Source organism: Streptomyces niveiscabiei (genome assembly GCF_001419795.1).
GTDB classification, from domain to species: Bacteria; Actinomycetota; Actinomycetes; order Streptomycetales; family Streptomycetaceae; genus Streptomyces; species Streptomyces niveiscabiei.
In genome coordinates, this window is the sequence record NZ_LIRL01000649.1 from 1 (window position 1) to 18,577 (window position 18,577).

Below are 18,577 nucleotides of genomic sequence, written 5' to 3' on the forward strand. Positions count from 1 at the left end.
GTTCGTCGCCGCGCGCGGCGAGGGCGCCCGCGTCGTCGACGCCCGCAGCGGCGAGATCCTCGCCACCTACCGGCTCACCACGACGACCCCCACCTTCGCCAACGACGTCCTCCTCACCCCGCGCGCCGCCTGGTTCACCGACTCCTTCCAGCCCGCCCTCTACGCCCTCCCCCTCGGCCGGGGCGGCGCGCTCCCGGACGCCGACGACGTCGTACGCCTCCCCCTGACCGGCGCCTGGGCGCAGGTCCCCGGCGAGGTCGTCAACGCGAACGGGATCGCGCGCACGCCCGACGGGTCGGCGCTGCTCGTCGTGCAGTCCGGCGTGGGCGCGCTGCACCGGGTCGACCCGCGCACCGGCGTGACCACGCTCGTCGACCTCGGGGACGCGGCGCCGCTCACCAACGGCGACGGGCTGCTGCGCGCCGGACGGCTCCTGTACGTCGTACAGAACAGGCAGAACGCCGTCGACGTGTTCCGGCTGGCCGCCGACGGCCGTAGCGGGGTGTTCCTGCGGCGGATCACCGACGCGGACTTCGACGTGCCGACGACGGCCGCCGCGTACCAGGGGCGGCTGTACCTGCCGAACGCGCGGTTCACGACGACGCCGACGCCGGAGACGGCGTACGCGGTGGTCGCGGTACCGGCGTAATACCGAAGCGGTAGAGGTACTGGGTCAGTGCCTCTACCGCTTCTCCGTTCCCCGCTCCTCAGTCCTCCGACGAATCATCGTCGTCGCCCGTGGCCTTCGGTGGCCTCGGGGGGCGCGTCTTCTCGTTCGGGTCGTTGGGGTCGCGGCGGCGCAGGTAGCGCTCGAACTCGCGGGCGATGGCCTCGCCGGACGCCTCCGGCAACTCGGCCGTGTCGCGGGCCTCTTCGAGCGTCTGGACGTACTCGGCGACCTCGGTGTCCTCGGCCGCGAGCTGGTCCACGCCGACCTGCCAGGCGCGCGCGTCCTCGGCGAGCTCGCCGAGGGGGATGCGGACGTCGATGAGGTCTTCGAGGCGGTTGAGGAGCGCCAGCGTCGCCTTCGGGTTCGGGGGCTGCGACACGTAGTGCGGGACGGCCGCCCACAGGGACACCGCCGGTACGCCCGCGTGCGTGCACGCCTCCTGGAGGACGCCGACGATGCCCGTCGGGCCCTCGTACTTGGTCTCCTCCAGGTCCATCCGGCGCGCGAGGTCCGGATCGGACGTCGTCCCGCTGATCGGCACCGGACGTGTGTGCGGGGTGTCACCGAGCAGCGCGCCCAGGATCACCACCAGTTCGACGCCCAGTTCGTGCGCGAAGCCCAGCAGCTCGTTGCAGAAGGACCGCCAGCGCATCGACGGCTCGATGCCGCGCACCAGCACCAGGTCCCGCGGCTTCTCGCCGCCGATCCGCACGACCGACAACCGCGTCGTCGGCCACGTGATCTTCCGCACGCCGCCGTCCATGAACACCGTGGGGCGGTTCACCTGGAAGTCGTAGTAGTCCTCGGCGTCCAGCGCCGCGAACACCTCGCCCTTCCACTCCCGCTCCAGATGCATGACGGCGGTGGAGGCGGCGTCGCCGGCATCGTTCCAGCCCTCGAACGCGGCCACCATGACTGGGTCGATCAGCTCGGGAACTCCCTCCAGCTCGATCACCCAGCGCCTCCTTCCGACGTGCCCTCGCCTGACCACCCAACCTTACGGCGTGCGGCAAGGGCGCCCGCAGCCCCCTTCCACGGGGGAGTGAACGGATCACTGCCCCGTCCGGAGCCGTCGAACACCCCTGACCGCAAACGCGCAGAAACCGGTTTCACAGACTCGCCCGCAGCCACTGCTCCACGCTCGCGATGTGCACCGTCGCCCACGACCGCGCCGCCTCCGCGTCCCGGTCCCTGAGCGCCTCCAGGATCGCCCGGTGCTCGTGCAGGGTCCGCGCCACCGCGTCCTCCTGCGTCAGGCCCCGCCAGATCCGGGCCCGCGTCGTCGGCCCCGACAGCCCGTCCAGCAGCGAGCACAGCACCGAGTTCCCGGCGCTCTGCACGATCCCCCGGTGGAACTCCAGATCGCACGCGACCAGCTCCTCCACCGAGGGCCCGTCGCCGAGCCGGTCCAACTGGGCGCTCAGCGCGTCGAGTTGCTGCTCGCTGATGCGCAGCGCCGCCATCGCCGTCGCGGCCGGCTCCAGGATGCGGCGCACCGCGAGGAACTCCAGGACGGTGTCGTCGCGGTGGAAGTCGACGACGAAACTCAGCGCCTCCAGCAGGAGTTGGGGGTCCAGGCTGGTGACGTACGTGCCGTCGCCCTGGCGCACGTCCAGGATGCGGATCAGCGACAGCGCGCGCACCGCCTCCCGCAGGGAGTTCCTCGACAGGCCCAGTTCCGCGGCGAGTTCGCTCTCCTTCGGCAGCCGGTCGCCGGGGCGCAGCGCACCCGAGACGATCATCCCCTTGATCTTCTCGATCGCCTCGTCGGTGACTGCCATGCCGGCCTCCCATGCGTGCGTGTTTCCGACACCCCAGACATCGGAGGTCTAGCGGCCATTATGAGGGTTCAGACGATCAGGGACTCCAGATCCGCGACCACCGAACGCTCGTCCAGCGTGGTCAGCGCCCGCCCCCGCATCAGGACCTTCCCGTCGACGACCGTGTCCCGCACGTCGTCGGCGCGCGCCGCGTACGCCAGCGTCGACCACGGGTCGTGCCGGGGCCGCAGATGCGGGCCGGACAGGTCCACGACGACGAGATCCGCCCGCTTGCCCGCCTCCAGCGACCCGATCCGCTCCCCGAGCCCCAGCGCCCGCGCACCCCAGGCGGTCGCCATCCGTACGGCCTGCTCGGCACCCACCGCCGTCGGGTCGCCGCCCGCCTTGTGCACCAGCGCGGCCTGCCGGACGGCACCCAGCACGTCCAGCGCGTTGGAGCTGACCGCGCCGTCCGTACCGAGCCCGACGGTGACGCCCGCGCCGAGGAGTCTCGGTACGGGGGCGATCCCGCAGCCCAGCTTCAGGTTCGACACGGGACAGTGGGCGACCGAGGTGCCGGTGCGGGCCAGCGCGGCGATTTCCGGGCCGGTCAGGTCGACGGCGTGCGCGAGCAGGACGTCGGGGCCGAGGAGACCGAGGGAGTCGAGCAACTCCACCGGACGTTTCCCGTACTTGACCTCGACGGTCGCGACCTCGGTGGCGTTCTCCGCCGCGTGGATGTGGATCAGCGCGCCGAACTCCCGCGCCAGGGCGAAGACTTCGGTGAGCTGGGCGGGGGAGAGGGTGTAGGCGGAGTGGGCGAAGAGGACCGGCCGGACCCGGGTGCGGGTCTCAAGGTCCTTGCGCGCCCACGCGGTTCGCGCCGCGAACTCCATGCCGTCCGGCGGCTCGGGGACGTCCATGAACGTCGGCCCGGTCAGCAGCCGCCAGCCCGCCTCCCGCGCGACCCGCTCGGCCGACTCGTGGAACCAGTACATGTCCAGCGCGGTGGTGACCCCGGCCCGGATGGACTCGGCCGCCGCGAGCCGCACCGCCGCCGCCACGTTCTCCGGCGTGAGCAACTCGGCCTCCCACGCCAACACCCGCTCCAGGAAGCCCTGGAGAGTGACGTCGTCGGCACGGCCGCGCAGCAGGGTCATCGCGAGGTGGGTGTGCGTGTTGACGAACCCCGGCAGGACGAGACACCCCGAGGCGTCGATGAACTCCCGCGCCTCGTACCGCTGCTGGAGTTCCCCGGCCGGACCCACGGCGACGATCTCGCCGTCGTGGATAGCAACCGCCCCTTCGCGTACGACAGTTCCGGCGTCGTCCACCGTCAGGACGTCACCCCCGTGCACCAACAGGTCGACACTCACCGGGAGTTCTCCTCCTCCGCCAGCAGCCGCAGCGCCTCCAGCGAGACCACGGCACCCCGCTCGACGCCCTGCGCGACGACGTCCCGGTGCGGGTCGTACACGCTGGTGCCCTCCTCGTCGACCAGCTCGTCGGCGTTCGCGCCGTCCACGACCAGGACGCCGCCCGCCGTCAGGCCCCGCAGCGACGCCGTGACCAGGAGAGCGGAGAGCTCCATCTCGATCGCGGCGAGACCGACGCCGGTGTACGCGAACAGGGGGAGGTGGCCCGGCTGGAAGGCGGCACGGGTCCACACGATGCCCCGGTGGTGCGGGGCGCCGGTCTCGCGGGCCGCCCGCTGGAGGGCGAGGACCGCCTCGGGGGCCGCGAACGCCGGGTACTCCGGCGGCAGGAGCTGCTGGGTGACCCCGTCGTCCCGGACCGCCGCCTCGGCGATCACCAGGTCGCCGTCCGCGATCCCCGGCTTCATCGCACCCGCCGTACCGAACCGCAGGATCGTCCGCACACCCGCGTCCGCCAGCTCCTGGAAGAGGAGGTTCGCGCCCGGCGCGCCCACCCCGTGCGAGGCGACGACGACCGGCAGGCCCTTCCAACTCCCGCTGAACACACGGTACTCACGCTGGTACGACACCTCCACCGCCCCGTCGAGCAGCTCGGCGACGACGCCGGCGCGCGCCGGGTCGCCGACGACGACCGCGTGAACGGGCAGGCCGGTACGGGGAATTCGGGTGACCGGCAGGAGGTCCTGCGTCATGAGACGGCTCCAGGAGAAGGGGTACGGCGACGGCGGCGGGCCGTCGACAGGAACAGGGCGCCGAGCGTGACGACGTACGGCGCGGCGTCAGTCGCCTGCTGGGGGAGGCCGACGCCCTGGAGACGGAAGCCGACCGCCTCCGCGAGGCCGAACAGCAGCGCCGCCAGCAGCACGCCGACCGGCAGCGCACGGCCCAGCATCACCGCGACGACCGCGATCCAGCCACGGCCCGCCGTCATGTTCTCGGTGAACAACGTGACGTTCCCCAGGGCGAGTTGGGCACCGGCCAGTCCGCACAGCACGCCCGACAACAGTACGGCCCCGTACTGATACTTCGCCGGGCTGACCCCCAACGTCGCGGCGGCGTCCGGGGATTCACCCACGCCGCGCAGCCTGAGGCCCCACACGTGCCGGGACAGCACGAGCGCGGCCACGGCGACCGCGAGCCACGACAGGTACGTGAGCGGGGTGAACCCCCCTGCCAGGGGAAGGCCGTTCAGGCTCGGATCGCTGAACGTGCCCTGCACGCCGAAGACCGTGCGCAGCAGGAAGCTCGTCAGGCCGACGGCGAGGAGGTTCATGGCGATGCCGAGCACCACCGCGTCACCCTTCAGCGTCACCGCGCCGACCGCGAGGACCAGCGAGTACGCCGCCGCCGCGAGCGCCGCCGCGAGGACGCCGAGCCAGGGGCTGCCGGTGAACCAGCTCGTGGCGACCGACGTGAAGCAGCCCAGCAGCATCATGCCTTCGAGGCCGATGTTGAACACGCCCGCGCGCTCGCAGATCGCCCCGCCGAGGGCGGCGAGGAGGATCGGCGTGAGGGCGCGCAGGGCCGACATCAGGAGGTCGGAGTCGAAGAACATCAGACGGCCTCCGCTTTCGGGGACTTCTCGGCCTGGCCCGGCTTCCCGGACGGCCGCGCCTTCCTGAACAGCCGCTGCGGGAACCGGAGTCGGGCCGCCAGGAACACGATCACGATCGCTTGCAGCACCTGCGTCAGCTCGCGCGGCACCTCCGTCGTCCGCTCCATCGCGAGCCCCCCGACCTGGAGGACCGCGAAGAAGAACGCCGCGATCACCGTGCCGACCGGGGCCGCCGTCGCCAGCAGCGCCGCCGTGAGTCCGGTCCAGGTGTAGCCGGGTGCGGTCAGCGAACCGTCCACGAAGCGGTACGGGAAGCTCAACACCCCGATGGCGCCCACGAGTCCGGCGAGCGCACCCGACACGGACATCAACTTCAGCGTCAGGCCCGCCCGTTCGACCCCGGCGTACGCGGAGAAACGGGAGTTGAGGCCCGTCATGCGGATCTCGTACCCGAACGCCGTCCGCCGGTCCGTGAACCAGTAGGCCGCCGCCGCGAGGACGACCAGGACCAGGCCGACGGTGACCGTCGAGTCCCCGAACACCGGCAGGGACACACCGTCCGGGAACGCCCGCGTCTGGGGGAGGCTGGAGCCCGGCTCCTTCAGCGGGTACCTCGCCAGGTACGACGCCAGCGACACCGCCGGATAGCTCAGCAACAGGCTGCTGACCAGCAGCGGAACACCGAACCGGTTCTCGCACAGGGCTGCCAGTACGGCGTACCCGGCGCCGACGGCCATCCCCGCGAGGAGGGCCAGCACGACGGTCAGCGGCGCCGGGAGCGGGGAGTACAGGGCGGTGGCCGCCGCCGTGATGCCGCCCAGCACCAACTGTCCGTCGCCGCCGAGGTTGATCAGCCCGGCGCGCAGCGGGACGGCCAGCGCGAGGGCGAGGCCCAGGACGCTGGTCGTGGTGGTCAGCGTCGCCCCGATGCCGTCCGCGCCGAGCGCGCCGGTCAGGACGGCGTCGTAGGCGGTCAGGGGGTCGGAGCCGGTGCCGAGGAGGAAGAGGGCGCCGATGAGGAGACCGGCGAGGACGGAGGAGGTGACGGGGGAGCGGAGGGTGGTGGTGAGGCGGGCGCGGGCGGCTCTGGTCGCGGTTCCGGTTGGGGTTCCGGTCGTGGTTCCGGGTGTCTGCTTGACGGTCATATCAGCTGCCTGCGCCTTCGTCCGCGCCCACAGCCTCGCCGCTTCCCCCGGTCCCGCCCGCCATCGCCAGCCCCAGCATCCGCTCGTCCGCCTCTTCCTTCCCGTACGACGCCGTCACCCGCCCCTCGTACATGACCAGCACCCGGTCCGCGAGGCCCCGGATCTCGCTCAGTTCGGCCGAGACGAGGAGCACCGCGTGCCCGGCGTCCCGGTATGCGATCAGCTGGTCGTGGATGTTCTGCACGGCCCCGATGTCGACGCCCCGGGTCGGCTGCTCCACCAGCAACAGGGGTGCCCCGTGGGCGAGTTCGCGGCCGATGAGGAGCTTCTGGAGGTTGCCGCCGGACAGGGAGGAGGCCGGCGCCGAGGTGGACGCCGTCTTCACGCCGAACCGCTCGACCAGCGTGCGCGCGTGCTCGCGGACCGCGCTGGGCGCCAGCAGGCCGCGCCGGGACAGAGAGGTGCGGTGGTGGCCCATCGCGAGGTTCTCGGCGACGCTCGCCGCGGGCGCTGTGCCGACCGCGTGCCGGTCCTCGGGGACGTACGCCAGCCCGTGCGCCCGGCGTTCGGCGGCGGACGCGTGCGTGAGGTCGCGGCCCCGGACGGACACGCGTCCCCCGGTGACCGGCCGCAGCCCGGCCAGCGCCTCGACCAGCTCGCTCTGCCCGTTCCCGGCGACACCGGCGATCCCGACGATCTCCCCGGCCCGGACAGCGAGGTCCACATCGTGGACGCCTTGAGCGGAGAGACCGCGTACGTCGAGCACCGGCTCACCCGGCGTCCCCGCCGCGTGCACCCGGTCCAGCTCGACCGCCCGGCCCGTCATCGCGGCGGCGATCTCCTGCGCCGACGTCTCCGCGGTGACCAGCCGCGACACGACCCGCCCGTCCCGCAGAACCGTCACCCGGTCCGAGGCCGCCAGCACCTCACGCAGCTTGTGCGTGACGAGGATGACCGAACGCCCCTGCCCAGCAAGGGACGTGAGGACGGCGAACAGGGCGTCCGCCTCCGCCGGGGTCAGTACGGCCGTCGGCTCGTCGAGGATCAGCGTGCGCGCACCCCGGTGCAACAGCTTGAGGATCTCCACGCGTTGCCGCAGCCCGACCGGCAACTCCCCGACCCGCGCGTCCGGTTCGACCGCGAGGCCGTGCTCCTCGGCCAGCTCCCGCACCCGGCGCCGGGCCGCGCCGCGGTCCACGAGACCGAAGCGGCGCGGCTCGGCGGCGTACACGACGTTCTCCGCGACCGTCAGCGAGTCGAACAGCTTGAAGCTCTGGTGGACCATCCCGAGCCCGGCGGCCATCGCGTCGGACGGGTTCGCGAAGGCGACCTCGCGGCCGTCCACGCGGATCGTCCCGGCGTCGGGGCGCAGCATGCCGTACAGGACCGACATGAGCGTCGACTTGCCCGCGCCGTTCTCACCCATCAGCGCGTGGATCTCACCGTGTGGGACGGCGAGGTCGACGGAGTCGTTGGCGAGCGTGCCGGGGAACCGCTTCGTGATCCCCCGCAGCTCGACCGCGTGACTACCGGGCGGCGGGGTCATCGACGGTCAGCTCACCGGAGACGATCTGGTCGCGCAGCGCCTTCACCTTGGTCAGCACGTCCGGATGCTGGGCAATCACGCACTTCGAGGTCGCCACCCCGGCCTCCAGGCCGGTCAGGCTGATGCCGCCCTCCTTCAGGCCGTACGACACGGTCGTGCCCGCCTTGCCGCCGAGCACCGCGTCGATGCCCTTCTGGACGGCGATGTCCGTGCGCTTGATCACGTTGTCCACGACCGTCCCGGGGGACGAGACGCACTGGTTCACGTCCACGCCGTACGCGAACGCGCCCTTGGCCTTCGCCGCCTCGAAGACGCCGTAGTTCCCGGCCGCAGCCGCCGCCATCAGCTGGTCGTAGCCCTGCGAGAGGAGCGTGTTCGCCTGCTCCTTCGCGCGCGCCGAGTCGTCGAAGGGGGACTGGCCGCCGACGAACCGCGTCCCCGTGGACGTCTTCGGCGCGACCTTCTTCGCGCCGGCCGCGAACGGGTCGCTGTAGCGGCGGAACTGCGGGGTGTCGAGGACGTCGACCGCGCCGACCTTGCCCGACCTGGACAGCAGGCCCGCCTCGGCGCCCGCGAGGTAGACGCCCTCGTGCTCGCGGAAGACCGCGCAGCTCACGTTCTCGTACGTCTTCGGCGTGCACGCGTCGACGATCAGGAACTGCTGGTCCGGGTGCTTCTGCGCCTGCTGGGCGACGATGTCCGCGAACTCGAAGCCGACCAGGACGATGACGTCCGGCTCGGCGTCCACAGCCGCCTGGACGTTCTGCTGCTGAGACGCGGTGTCCGTGGACTGGTACACCTTCTGCGCGCCGCCGTGCTCCTTCGCCGCCGCCTCGACGCCCGTGACCGCCAGTTTCAGGAACTCGTTCTGGCCCACCGCGTCCGGGGTGACCAGCGTGAACGACTTCCCGGAGGTGCCGGACGCGGCGGAGTCGGCGTCCTTCTTCGCGGCGGCGTTGCAGGCGGTCGCGAGGAGGACCGTGCCGGCGGCGAGCGCCGTGAGCTGGAGGGTGCGGCGCTGTCGGCGGGTGCGGAGGGGTCTGCGGTGCATCGGGGGAGGCCTTCCGGGTATGGCGAGCGGCACTCCGCGGGGGCGACGGTGCCGGGCCACGAGAGCGCTGGGGGAGGGGTCTTTCCAGAGGGCTCAGTCTCAGCCAGTGAAATCGGTGGTGGACTGTACCACCCGGTTTCGGCCACCCGACAGGCTGTCTCGAACTGTGGTTCTTCGAGGTCATGTACGGTATCGGACACCACAGGACCCCCAGGAGCGATCCCTTATGTCCCAGGAACTGCGTGCCGTCGACTGGACCGGATCCGGTCTCGCGCTGATCGACCAGACCCTCCTGCCGCACCGCACCGCGACCATGGACGTCCGCGATGTGGACACTCTGGTCGACGCGATCCAGCGGCTCGTCGTCCGAGGGGCTCCCGCGATCGGCGTCGCCGGGGCGTACGGGGTCGCCATCGCGCTGATCCAGGGCGAGCGCGAGGGGTGGACCGACCTCCAGATCCTGGACGCCGTCGCCCGCATCCGCGAGGCCCGCCCCACCGCCGTCAACCTCATGGCCTGCGTCGACCGCGTCATGACCCGGTTTGCCGAGGGACTCGACGCCGTCCTGGAGGAGGCCGCCGCCGTCCAGCGCGAGGACGTCGAGGCGAACCACGCGATGGGCGTCCACGGCGCGGACTGGCTGATCAAGAAGGCCGGCGTCGACCGGCCGCTGCGCATCCTCACCCACTGCAACACCGGCGCGCTCGCCACGACCGGCTGGGGCACGGCGCTCGGCGTCATCCGTGAACTCCACGCGCGCGGCCAGGTCGAGGTTGTGTACGCCGACGAGACGCGCCCCCTGCTCCAGGGCTCGCGGCTCACCGCCTGGGAGCTGGTCCAGGAGGGCATCCCGCACTACGTCCAGGCGGACGGCGCCGCCGCCGGGACCATCCTGCGCGGCGAGGTCGACGCGGCCGTCGTCGGCGCCGACCGCATCGCCGCCAACGGCGACACCGCGAACAAGGTCGGCACGGTCGGCGTCGCCCTCGCCTGCGCCGACGCCGGGATCCCCTTCCTGGTCGCGGCGCCCACGACCACGGTCGACCTCGCCACGGCCACCGGCGACGACATCCACATCGAACTCCGGGGCGAGGACGAGGTGTTGGAGTGGGGCGGCATCCGCACGGCCCCCGCCGAGTCCCGCGGCCACAACCCGGCGTTCGACGTGACCCCGGGCCGCCTCGTCACCGGACTGGTCACGGAGCGCGGGGTGTTGGAGGTCTCGGCGGGCGAACTGCCGGGCGAGCGGCTGAAGTAGACGGACCGTCACACGCCACGAAGAGAGGGGACCCGGCTCACCGGGTCCCCTCCTCCAGCTCACCGGGTCCCCTCCTTAATGAGCGGCCCTCCGAGAGGCTCAGCGCCTCGCCAGCTCCAACTCCAGCAGCCACTCCACCACTTCCGTGTGGTGCCGGGCCTGACGCGGGTCCGCCCCCCACACGTACAGCCCGTGCCCCGCCACAACCACCGCCGGCATCAAGGGATTCCGCGCCTCCTCAAGCCGGTCGCCCAGCTCCTTCATGTCCTGGCTGTTGGCGATGACCGGCAGAATCACCTCGACGTCGTGCGCGGGCTGCCCCACGCCCTTCAGCATCTCGACGTCCCGGAACGGGATGCCCCCGGGCCGCCGGTGACCCATCGTCACGGACGCGACCGTGTGGACGTGGACGACGGCCCCCGCCCCGGTCAACGCGGCGACCCGCGCGTGGAGTTCGGCCTCGGCGGACGGCTTGCCGCCCCGCACGGCCGCCCCCTGCCCGTCCACCAACACCACGTCGGCGGGCGTCAGTTCACCCTTGTCGTGCCCGCTCGCCGTCACCGCGAGCCGCAGCGGATCGCGGGACAGCACGACGGACAGGTTGCCGGAGGTCCCCCGCATCCACCCGAAGGAGGCGAACCGGGCGGACTCGGCGGCGAGCACGGCCCCCGCCTCGTGGAGGTCCTGCGCGGTGATGTCGGCGGTCATGTCGTGCTCCTGGAAACGGTGATCTCGTCGAAGGACCCGGCCTGCGCATGGTCCCCGACGCCTTGCTCGAAGTACGGCTCCCCGGGCCGCCGGATGCCGACGGCGTGCCACCCGGCCTCGCGGGCCGCGTCCAGTTCGCCGGGCCGGTCGGAGAGGAACAGGAGCCGGGACGGCTCGACCCCGGCCGCCGAGGCGATACGGCGGTAGGACGCCGCTTCCTGCTTGGGCCCGGCGTTCTCCGTGTCGTACAGCCCCGAGGTCAGCGGCAGGAGGTCGCCGTCCGGCGTCGAGGAGAACCACGCCCGCTGGGCCGCGACCGACCCCGAGGAGTAGACGTACAGCCGGACGCCGGCCGCGTGCCAGGCCCGCAGCGCCGGGACGACGTCGTCGTAGAAGTGCGAGACGAGGTCGCCCCGCGCGAAACCCTCCGACCAGATGATCCCCTGGAGGGTCTTCAGCGGCGTCGCCTTGCGGTCCTCGTCCAGCCACGCGTTCAGCGTCTTCTCGATCGCGGCGGCATCGGCGTCCGGCTCGCCGGACAGCTCGCGGACCTGCGTGATCGCGCGCGCCACGTCCGGCTCGTCCGCCCGCTGGGACAGCAGTTCCGCGAACCGGTCACGCGAGTACGGGTACAGCACGTCCACCACGAACCCCGTCGCGCTCGTGGTGCCCTCGATGTCGAGCACCACGGCGTCGACGGCGTACCGGAGCGTCACGCGACGTACCCGGCGGCGATCGTGTCGTAGTCCGGGAAGCGGGACGCGATCGTCGAACCGGTGAAGTTGCCGACCCAGCCGTCCTCCTCGTGGAAGAAGCGGATCGCGGTGAACGACGGGCTCGTGCCCATGTCGAACCAGTGCGTCGTCCCGCGCGGCACGCCCAGCAGGTCGCCCTTCTCGCAGAACACCGCGTGGACCTCGCCGTTCACGTGCAGGTAGAAGATGCCGGAGCCGGAGACGAAGAAGCGGACCTCGTCATCGTCGTCGTGCGTGTGCTCCTGGAGGAACTTCTCGCGCGCGGCCTTCGCCTTCGCCGGGAACTCCGGGTCGTCGCTGGGGTGCAGACCGAGGACGTCGACCGTGGTGAAGCCCTCCTCCGCGTTCAGCTTCTCGATCTCCGGTCCGTACGCCGAGAACACCGTCTCGCTGTCCGCGTCGAACGGCACGTCCTCGCGGATCGGCCACTGCTCGTAGCGCACGCCCAGCGGCTTGAGCGCCTCGGCGATCTCGGCGGGGTCGGAGGTCCGGCGGATCTGGGTCTCGGGGCCGGATTCGGACCAGGTGGTCAGGAGGGTCATGACAGCAGCTCCAGGATCTGTCTGGAAGGGCCGGTCCGTCCGGATGCCGAGACGGGCTGCGGACGGTCGGGGCGGAAAGAGGCAGGTGCCGGTCCCGCGATGGTAACTCCAGGCCGGACGATCACCCCGTGTGACGTAGTCGTTGTCTCATTCCGTGAGAATCCCCTTTTACGCCTTTGACGTATGGCTGAAACCGTTCACATCATCTGTCTATGAAGACGCTGCTGCTCGTGCGGCGGCTGTACGTGGACTTGCTCCGGTCGACCACAGCCAGCTGTCGCTGACCGCTCCCGGAGCCCTCGCCTCCTCGCCCCCCGGCGCGCGCCCATGGCGCATTTCTTTCGCACCACCCGTACCTGGAGCCCCTCATGTCCCGTACCCGTCTGCCTCTCGCCGCGCTCTCGCTGGTGTCCGTCTCGGCCCTCGCGCTGAGCGCCTGCTCCCAGTCCTCGGACGCCTCCACCAAGGCGAGCGGCGACACGGCCGCCTCCGCCAAGGCCGCCACCGGCAAGAAGCCCGCGCCCTTCGCCTCGGGTGCGGTCAAGGTGGCCCTGGTCCGCCAGAGCGGCGCCGGCGACTACTTCGAGCAGTGGGGCAACGGCGCGAAGGCCCAGGCCAAGGCGCTGGGCATCGACCTGACGGTGTACGACGCGCAGGCCGACAACGCCAAGCAGGCCACCGACCTGTCCTCCGCCATCAACTCCGGCGCCAAGGCGATCATCGTCGACCACGGCTTCCCGGCGACGATCCAGCCGGAGATCGACGAGGCCGTCAAGAAGGGCATCAAGGTCGTCGTCTACGACGTGGAGACGGCCACCAAGGGCGTCGTCACCACCCGGCAGAACGACGCGAGCATGGCCCAGGCCGTCCTGGACGTCATGGCGAAGACCCTCGGCAAGAACGCCAAGGTCGGATACGTCAACGTCGCCGGGTACGCCGCCCTCGACAAGCGGGACTCCGTCTGGAAGACCGAGGTCACCGCGCAGGGCTGGAAGCAGGCGTTCAAGGTCGGCAAGGTCACCGACTCCACCGCCACGGACAACGTGCCGCTGGTCTCCGCAGCGCTGACCCAGAACTCCGACGTCACCGGCGTCTTCGCGCCCTACGACGAGCTCGCCAAGGGCACCGTCCTCGCCGTCCAGAACAAGAAGCTCCAGGACAGGATCAAGGTCTTCGGCGCGGACGTCTCCAACGCGGACATCCAGCAGATGACCGCCGCCGACAGCCCCTGGGTCGCCACCGCCGGCACGGACCCGTCCGCCGTCGGCGCGGCGGTCGTCCGTACGACGGCCCTGGAACTGGCCGGGCAGCTCGGGAAGACCACCGTCGAGTTCCCGGCGGTCGCCATCACCCAGGACTTCCTGCGCGAGAAGAAGATCGCGAACATGGACCAGCTGCGGGCGGCGCTGCCGGCGCTGAACCTGTCCCAGGTGTCGACCGCGGACTGGATCGCGAATGTCGCCCACTGAGACACCGGCTTCCGCGCAGACACCGGCCGTCGGTCTCACCGACGTCAGCATGGCGTTCGGCGGCAAGGCCGTCCTCGCCTCCGTCTCCCTCGACATCGCCCCCGGCACCGTCGTCGCGCTGCTCGGCGCGAACGGCGCCGGGAAGTCGACGCTGATCAAGATCCTGTCCGGCGTGCACGCGGGACACGGCGGCGAGGTACGGGTGGCGGGGAACCCCGTCGCCCTCCAATCCCCGTCCGCCGCCCGCAAGTTGGGCATCCAGACCGTGCACCAGCGGATCGGCGAGGGCATCGTCCCCGGCCTCTCCGTCGCCGAGAACCTCGTCTTCGAGGAACTCGCCCAGCAGCGCGGCAACCCGTTCCTCAACGGTCGCCGTACGCTGGCCCGCGCCCGCGAGATCCAGGCGGGACTCGGCCTCGACTGGAGCGACGCGGTCCTGCGCCGCGACGTCACCGAACTCGGCATCTCCGACCGCCAGTTGCTGATCCTGGCCCGCGCGCTGGCGACCCGCCCCCGCCTCCTCATCCTCGACGAACCGACCTCCGCGCTCTCCGCCGCCGAGGCCGAACGCCTCTTCACCCTGGTGGAGAGGATGCGCGAGGACGGCATCGCCGTGCTGTACGTCTCCCACCGCCTCGGCGAGATCGACGCGCTCGCCGACCGCCTGGTCGTCCTGCGGGACGGCCGTCTCACCGAGGACCAGGCGAAACCGTTCGACTGGGACGCGGCCCTGCGCGCGATGCTCGCGCAGGAGCAGGAGGCGACGACCGCGCGCCCGGAACGGCAGGGCGTCTCCGGTGACGTGGCCTTGTCATTGCGCGGAGTCCGTCTCTTCCCGGGGCAGAAACCCCTCGACCTCGACCTGCGCGCCGGTGAAGTCACCGGCGTCGTCGGCCTGTTGGGCGCCGGCAAGACCGAGCTGGCGCGCGGCCTGTTCGGCGCGGAACCCTTCCTCGCGGGCGCCGTCGCCCTGGACGGCAAGCCGTACGCGCCCCGCCGCCCCGCCGACGCGATCCGCGCCGGCGTCCACCTCGTCCCCGAGGACCGGCACGCCGACGCCCTCGTCCCCGGCTGGTCGGTCGCCCAGAACGTGTCGCTGCCGTTCCTGAAGTCCCTGTCCCGCCTGGGCCTCCTCCAGAGCGCGAAGGAGGACGCGCTCGGCCGCGACACCATCGCCGCGCTCGGCGTCGTCACCCGCGACGAGCACAGCACCGTCGAGGAGCTGTCCGGCGGCAACCAGCAGAAGGTCGTCGTCGGCCGCTGGCTCGCCGAGACCCCGCGCGTCCTCATCCTGGACGAGCCGTTCCGAGGCGTGGACATCGGGGCGCGCCGCGACATCGGCCGCCGCGCGCGTCAGCTCGCCGCCGAGGGAGCGGCCGTCCTCGTCCTGTCCGCCGACGTCGACGAGATCCTGGAGACCGCCGACCGGGTCGTCGTCCTCGCGGGCGGCGAGGTCCACCTCGACGCGTACGGCGAGGACGCGGAGCGCGACCGCGTGATCCAGACCATCTCGGCGTCCGTCTGACGCTCGCCTCGCCGAAGGAAGCAGCCCCCCATGACCACCACCCAGAGCACCGAGGTCCTCACGAAGGCGGCGACCCCGTCCGCGGCCTCCACCGCCCTGCGCGTCCAGAACGCCGTCATCAAGTACGGGTTCATCTTCGTGACGGTCGCGCTGTTCCTGTACTTCGCGCTGAGCGAGGGCTCCTTCCGCGAGTCGGCGACCCTCCTCGACACGCTGCGGTACGTGTCCGTCGCCGCGATCCTCGGCCTCGGCGTCACCCTCACCATGGCCGTCGGCGGCATGGACATGTCCGTCGGCGCGGTCGCCGGGCTCGGAGTCTCGGTCGCCGCGCAGACCATGGTCGTCCACAACCAGGTCGGCGCGGTCGCGATCGTCGCCGTGCTGATCGCGGGCGCGCTCGCCGGTCTGCTGAACGCGCTGCTGATCGTCGTCCTGAAGATCCCCGACATGCTGGCCACGCTCGGCACGATGTTCGTCATCCAGGGCAGCAAGCTGATCCTCGTCGACGGGCAGTCGATCACGCCGGGCATGACCATGTCGGACGGGTCGACCGCGCCCGGGAAGTTCACCGCCGGGTTCCTGAAGATCGACCGGGGGACCGTGTTCGGCATCCCCGTCTCGGTCCTCATCTTCGGCGGGCTGACCGTCGCCGCGTGGGTGTTCCTCGCCCGCACCCGCTGGGGGCGCGTGCTGTACGCCATCGGCGCGAACCCGGAGGCGTCCCGGCTGGCCGGCATCCGCGTCGGCGCCTACCGCGCGCTCGCGTACGTCATCTCCGGGGTCCTCGCCTCGGTCGGCGGGCTGATCCTCGCCTCCCGCATCGGGCAGGGCGACGTCAGCGCCGGAACCTCGCAGCTCCTGGAGGCCGTCGCCGTCGCGCTCGTCGGTACGTCGGTCCTCGGCCGGGGGCGGCCCAACGTGTGGGGGACCGCGCTGGGCGCCGTCCTCATCGGCATCATCACCACCGGGCTCACCATCAAGGGCCTGCCGTACTACACGCAGGACGTCGTCGAGGGCGCCGTGCTCATCCTCGCGCTCGTCTTCAGCTTCACCTTGTCCAAGCGCCGTACCGCATGAGGGAGTTCTGATGGGTTACCGCATCCTGGAGACCGAGGACATCCCGGCGTACCTGCGGGAGCGCGGCCACTGGGACGGGGCTGCCGACCCCGAGGTCCGCGAGGTGTCCGACGGCAACATGAACCGGGTCTTCCTCGCGTCCCTCGCCGGCCGCAGTCTCGCCGTGAAGCAGGCGCTGCCCTGGGTGCGGGTCGCCGGGCCCTCCTGGCCGATGAACCCCGACCGTGCGGACGCCGAGGCGCGCGCGTACGAGCAGGTCGCGAAGGTCGCCCCCGACAAGATCCCCGCGATCCTCGGCTACGACCCCGAGAACTACGCCCTCGTCATGGAGGACATGTCCGACCTGGAGGTCCTGCGCACGCTCCTCAACGAGGGCGCGTCCTACGGTACGGAGACGTCGGCGCGGATCGGCGAGTTCGTCGCGCAACTCACCTTCACCACCAGCGACTTCGGCATGCCGTCCGCCGAACGCAAGGCGCTGGTCGCCGCGTCGGTCAGCCCCGAGCTGTGCAAGATCACCGAGGACGTCGTCCTCTCCGAGCCGTACGTCGAGCACGAACACAACCACTGGCTCCCGGAGTTGACGGACCTCGCCGCCGCCTTCCGCGCGGACGAGGTGCTCCGCACCGAGGTCGCCGACCTCCGCCACACGTTCATGACCAGCGCCCAGGCCCTCCTCCACGGCGACCTCCACACGGGCAGCATCATGGTCGGCGAACGCGACGGCACCCCCGTGGTCCGCGTCTTCGACCCCGAGTTCTCCTTCGTCGGCCCGATCGGCTACGACCTCGGCCTGTACTGGGCCAACACGCTCGTCTCAGAAGAACGCGCCCGCGCCCTCGGCCGTCTGACAGACCACGCCGACCAACTCCGCCTCTCCTGGGAGGCGTTCGAGACGGAGTTCCGCCGCCTGTGGCCGACCCGGGTGGACACCTTCTTCAACAACGCCTACCTCGACCGCTTCCTCCACCGAATCTGGACCGACTCTGTCGGCTACGCAGGCACAGAAATCATCCGCCGCATCATCGGCTTCGCCCACCTGACCGACCTCACAACCCTCCCCGACCCGGCCCCAGCCTCCCGCAGGGCCCTCCTCCTGGGCCGCGAACTGATCGTCCGCCGCGAGGAGCTGCCCGACGTGGAGTCCGTACGTCAACTGGTGGCCTCGCTCTCCTGAACCGCCTCGCTCTCCTGGAACCACTCCTCCCCGGCGACCCACTGCCGCACCCAGTCGATGAAACCCGGCCGGCTGTGCGGCATCGCACCCTCGCCGGTGATGAGCCAGACGCGCCCGCGCTGCGGGCCGGTGACGACGAGGTGCCAGTCCATCCCGCACCCGTCCGTACCCAGGTTCAGCGAACCGTGGTGGACGACCCCCTCGATCCCCTCGACGACGGCGTCGGGGTCCTCCTCCCACACCCACATCTCGGTGAGCGGGAAAGGCACGGCCAGCCGCTGGCCCTCGGCGCTCTCGGCGAGCCCCACCCACCCGTACTCCGGCGGCCCCTGGAAGGAGCCGTCCGCGATCTCCGCCACGAGCGTGCGGAACGGCTCGGGCAGCACCACCCCGTGCGCCTCCTCGAACCGCCGCACCTCCTCCCAGCCCAGCGGTGACGCGTCTGCCCCGAACGCCTCCCGCAGCATCGCGAGGTCTTCCGGGTCGGCCTTCTCGGTCTCCATCTCCATGTCTCATGGGTAACACCCGGCACTGACAACCGAGCACGCGAAGGGGCGGCACCTCCGGTGCTCTGAGCCTTGGGCCCGAGTCGGAGGTACCGCCCCTTTGAGGTCGTGCGCGTTACTTCTTGTCGAGCAGGTCCTGCACCTTCGCGCGTACCTCGTCCGTGGCCAGGCCGCGGATTGTCAGGGTTGTGCGGCGGCGCAGGACGTCGTCCTGGGTCTCGGCCCACTCGTTGTCGCGGGCGTAGACGACCTGGGCCCAGATTTCGGGGGCGTCGGGGTGGACGCGTTCCGAGAGTTCGGGGTTTTCGTTCGCCAGGCGGGCGATGTCGAAGGCGAGGGAGCCGTAGTGGGTCGCGAGGTGCTTCGCCGTGTCCGCGGCCATGCGGGGGCCGGGGGC

The 18,577-nt window shown here is 71.5% G+C and carries 19 protein-coding genes; 6 read left to right on the forward strand and 13 right to left on the reverse strand.

Annotation, left to right across the window (positions count from 1 at the left end):
- Positions 1-649 (forward strand): SMP-30/gluconolactonase/LRE family protein (locus AOK24_RS29245; protein ID WP_055723048.1); only part of this gene is annotated, 649 nt, incomplete at its 5' end.
- Positions 650-707: 58 nt separating this feature from the next.
- Here the strand turns inward: AOK24_RS29245 and AOK24_RS29250 are convergent.
- From AOK24_RS29250 to AOK24_RS29285, 8 genes are all read right to left on the reverse strand, one after another.
- Entirely contained in the window at positions 708-1,625 is a 918-nt protein-coding gene (locus tag AOK24_RS29250) for a PAC2 family protein (protein ID WP_010350353.1), read from the reverse strand.
- Between the two features lie 154 nt (positions 1,626-1,779).
- Positions 1,780-2,451 carry a FadR/GntR family transcriptional regulator gene (locus AOK24_RS29255; RefSeq protein ID WP_055723049.1) on the reverse strand — a complete coding sequence of 224 codons (672 nt, stop codon included), beginning with the start codon at positions 2,449-2,451 and terminating at the stop codon, positions 1,780-1,782.
- Between the two features lie 68 nt (positions 2,452-2,519).
- Positions 2,520-3,806: an amidohydrolase gene (locus tag AOK24_RS29260; protein ID WP_055723050.1), complete on the reverse strand. Its 1,287-nt coding sequence runs from the start codon at positions 3,804-3,806 to the stop codon at positions 2,520-2,522.
- Positions 3,803-4,558, reverse strand: a complete 756-nt coding sequence (locus AOK24_RS29265; protein WP_055723051.1) for a nucleoside phosphorylase — start codon at positions 4,556-4,558, stop codon at positions 3,803-3,805. The genes AOK24_RS29260 and AOK24_RS29265 overlap by 4 nt, the downstream gene beginning before the upstream one ends.
- A complete protein-coding gene (locus AOK24_RS29270) occupies positions 4,555-5,421 on the reverse strand; it encodes an ABC transporter permease (protein WP_055723052.1) in 867 nt (288 codons plus the stop codon). The genes AOK24_RS29265 and AOK24_RS29270 overlap by 4 nt, the downstream gene beginning before the upstream one ends.
- Positions 5,421-6,566, reverse strand: coding sequence for an ABC transporter permease (locus AOK24_RS29275; RefSeq protein WP_240554185.1), 1,146 nt, complete (start codon positions 6,564-6,566; stop codon positions 5,421-5,423). Before AOK24_RS29275 ends, AOK24_RS29270 begins: the two co-directional genes overlap by 1 nt.
- A gap of 1 nt (position 6,567) precedes the next feature.
- Positions 6,568-8,112, reverse strand: a complete 1,545-nt coding sequence (locus AOK24_RS29280; protein ID WP_055723053.1) for an ABC transporter ATP-binding protein — start codon at positions 8,110-8,112, stop codon at positions 6,568-6,570.
- A complete protein-coding gene (locus AOK24_RS29285; RefSeq protein ID WP_055723054.1) occupies positions 8,093-9,163 on the reverse strand; it encodes a BMP family ABC transporter substrate-binding protein in 1,071 nt (356 codons plus the stop codon). Before AOK24_RS29285 ends, AOK24_RS29280 begins: the two co-directional genes overlap by 20 nt.
- A gap of 226 nt (positions 9,164-9,389) precedes the next feature.
- Between AOK24_RS29285 and mtnA the strand changes: the two genes are divergently transcribed.
- Entirely contained in the window at positions 9,390-10,421 is a 1,032-nt protein-coding gene (gene mtnA, locus AOK24_RS29290) for an S-methyl-5-thioribose-1-phosphate isomerase (RefSeq protein ID WP_055723055.1), read from the forward strand.
- A 99-nt stretch (positions 10,422-10,520) separates the two neighbouring features.
- On the opposite strand, the gene mtnB is transcribed toward mtnA, so the two are convergent.
- From mtnB to AOK24_RS29305, 3 genes are read right to left on the reverse strand one after another with little or no spacing between them, the layout of a single operon-like run.
- Positions 10,521-11,129, reverse strand: a complete 609-nt coding sequence (gene mtnB / locus AOK24_RS29295; protein WP_055723056.1) for a methylthioribulose 1-phosphate dehydratase — start codon at positions 11,127-11,129, stop codon at positions 10,521-10,523.
- Positions 11,126-11,845 carry an acireductone synthase gene (mtnC, locus tag AOK24_RS29300; protein ID WP_055723057.1) on the reverse strand — a complete coding sequence of 240 codons (720 nt, stop codon included), beginning with the start codon at positions 11,843-11,845 and terminating at the stop codon, positions 11,126-11,128. Before mtnC ends, mtnB begins: the two co-directional genes overlap by 4 nt.
- The gene (locus AOK24_RS29305) at positions 11,842-12,426 is read right to left on the reverse strand and encodes a 1,2-dihydroxy-3-keto-5-methylthiopentene dioxygenase (protein ID WP_055723058.1); all 585 of its coding nucleotides are present in this window, start codon (positions 12,424-12,426) and stop codon (positions 11,842-11,844) included. Before AOK24_RS29305 ends, mtnC begins: the two co-directional genes overlap by 4 nt.
- A 368-nt stretch (positions 12,427-12,794) precedes the next feature.
- Here AOK24_RS29305 and AOK24_RS29310 point away from each other — a divergent pair, with 368 nt between their 5' ends.
- The 4 genes from AOK24_RS29310 to mtnK are packed head-to-tail and all read left to right on the forward strand — an operon-like array spanning position 12,795 to position 17,674.
- Positions 12,795-13,895 carry a substrate-binding domain-containing protein gene (locus AOK24_RS29310; protein WP_055723059.1) on the forward strand — a complete coding sequence of 367 codons (1,101 nt, stop codon included), beginning with the start codon at positions 12,795-12,797 and terminating at the stop codon, positions 13,893-13,895.
- Positions 13,882-15,420, forward strand: a complete 1,539-nt coding sequence (locus AOK24_RS29315) for a sugar ABC transporter ATP-binding protein (protein WP_055723060.1) — start codon at positions 13,882-13,884, stop codon at positions 15,418-15,420. Before AOK24_RS29310 ends, AOK24_RS29315 begins: the two co-directional genes overlap by 14 nt.
- A gap of 30 nt (positions 15,421-15,450) precedes the next feature.
- Entirely contained in the window at positions 15,451-16,497 is a 1,047-nt protein-coding gene (locus tag AOK24_RS29320; RefSeq protein WP_055723061.1) for an ABC transporter permease, read from the forward strand.
- A gap of 10 nt (positions 16,498-16,507) precedes the next feature.
- Complete coding sequence (mtnK, locus tag AOK24_RS29325) at positions 16,508-17,674, forward strand: S-methyl-5-thioribose kinase (RefSeq protein WP_055723062.1); 1,167 nt, start codon at positions 16,508-16,510, stop codon at positions 17,672-17,674.
- Here mtnK and AOK24_RS29330 read toward each other — a convergent pair.
- Both AOK24_RS29330 and AOK24_RS29335 read right to left on the reverse strand, forming a co-directional pair.
- A complete protein-coding gene (locus AOK24_RS29330; RefSeq protein WP_055723065.1) occupies positions 17,650-18,177 on the reverse strand; it encodes an SMI1/KNR4 family protein in 528 nt (175 codons plus the stop codon). The genes mtnK and AOK24_RS29330 overlap by 25 nt on opposite strands.
- A gap of 118 nt (positions 18,178-18,295) precedes the next feature.
- Positions 18,296-18,577 (reverse strand): glycerol-3-phosphate dehydrogenase C-terminal domain-containing protein (locus AOK24_RS29335; RefSeq protein WP_276206863.1); only part of this gene is annotated, 282 nt, incomplete at its 5' end.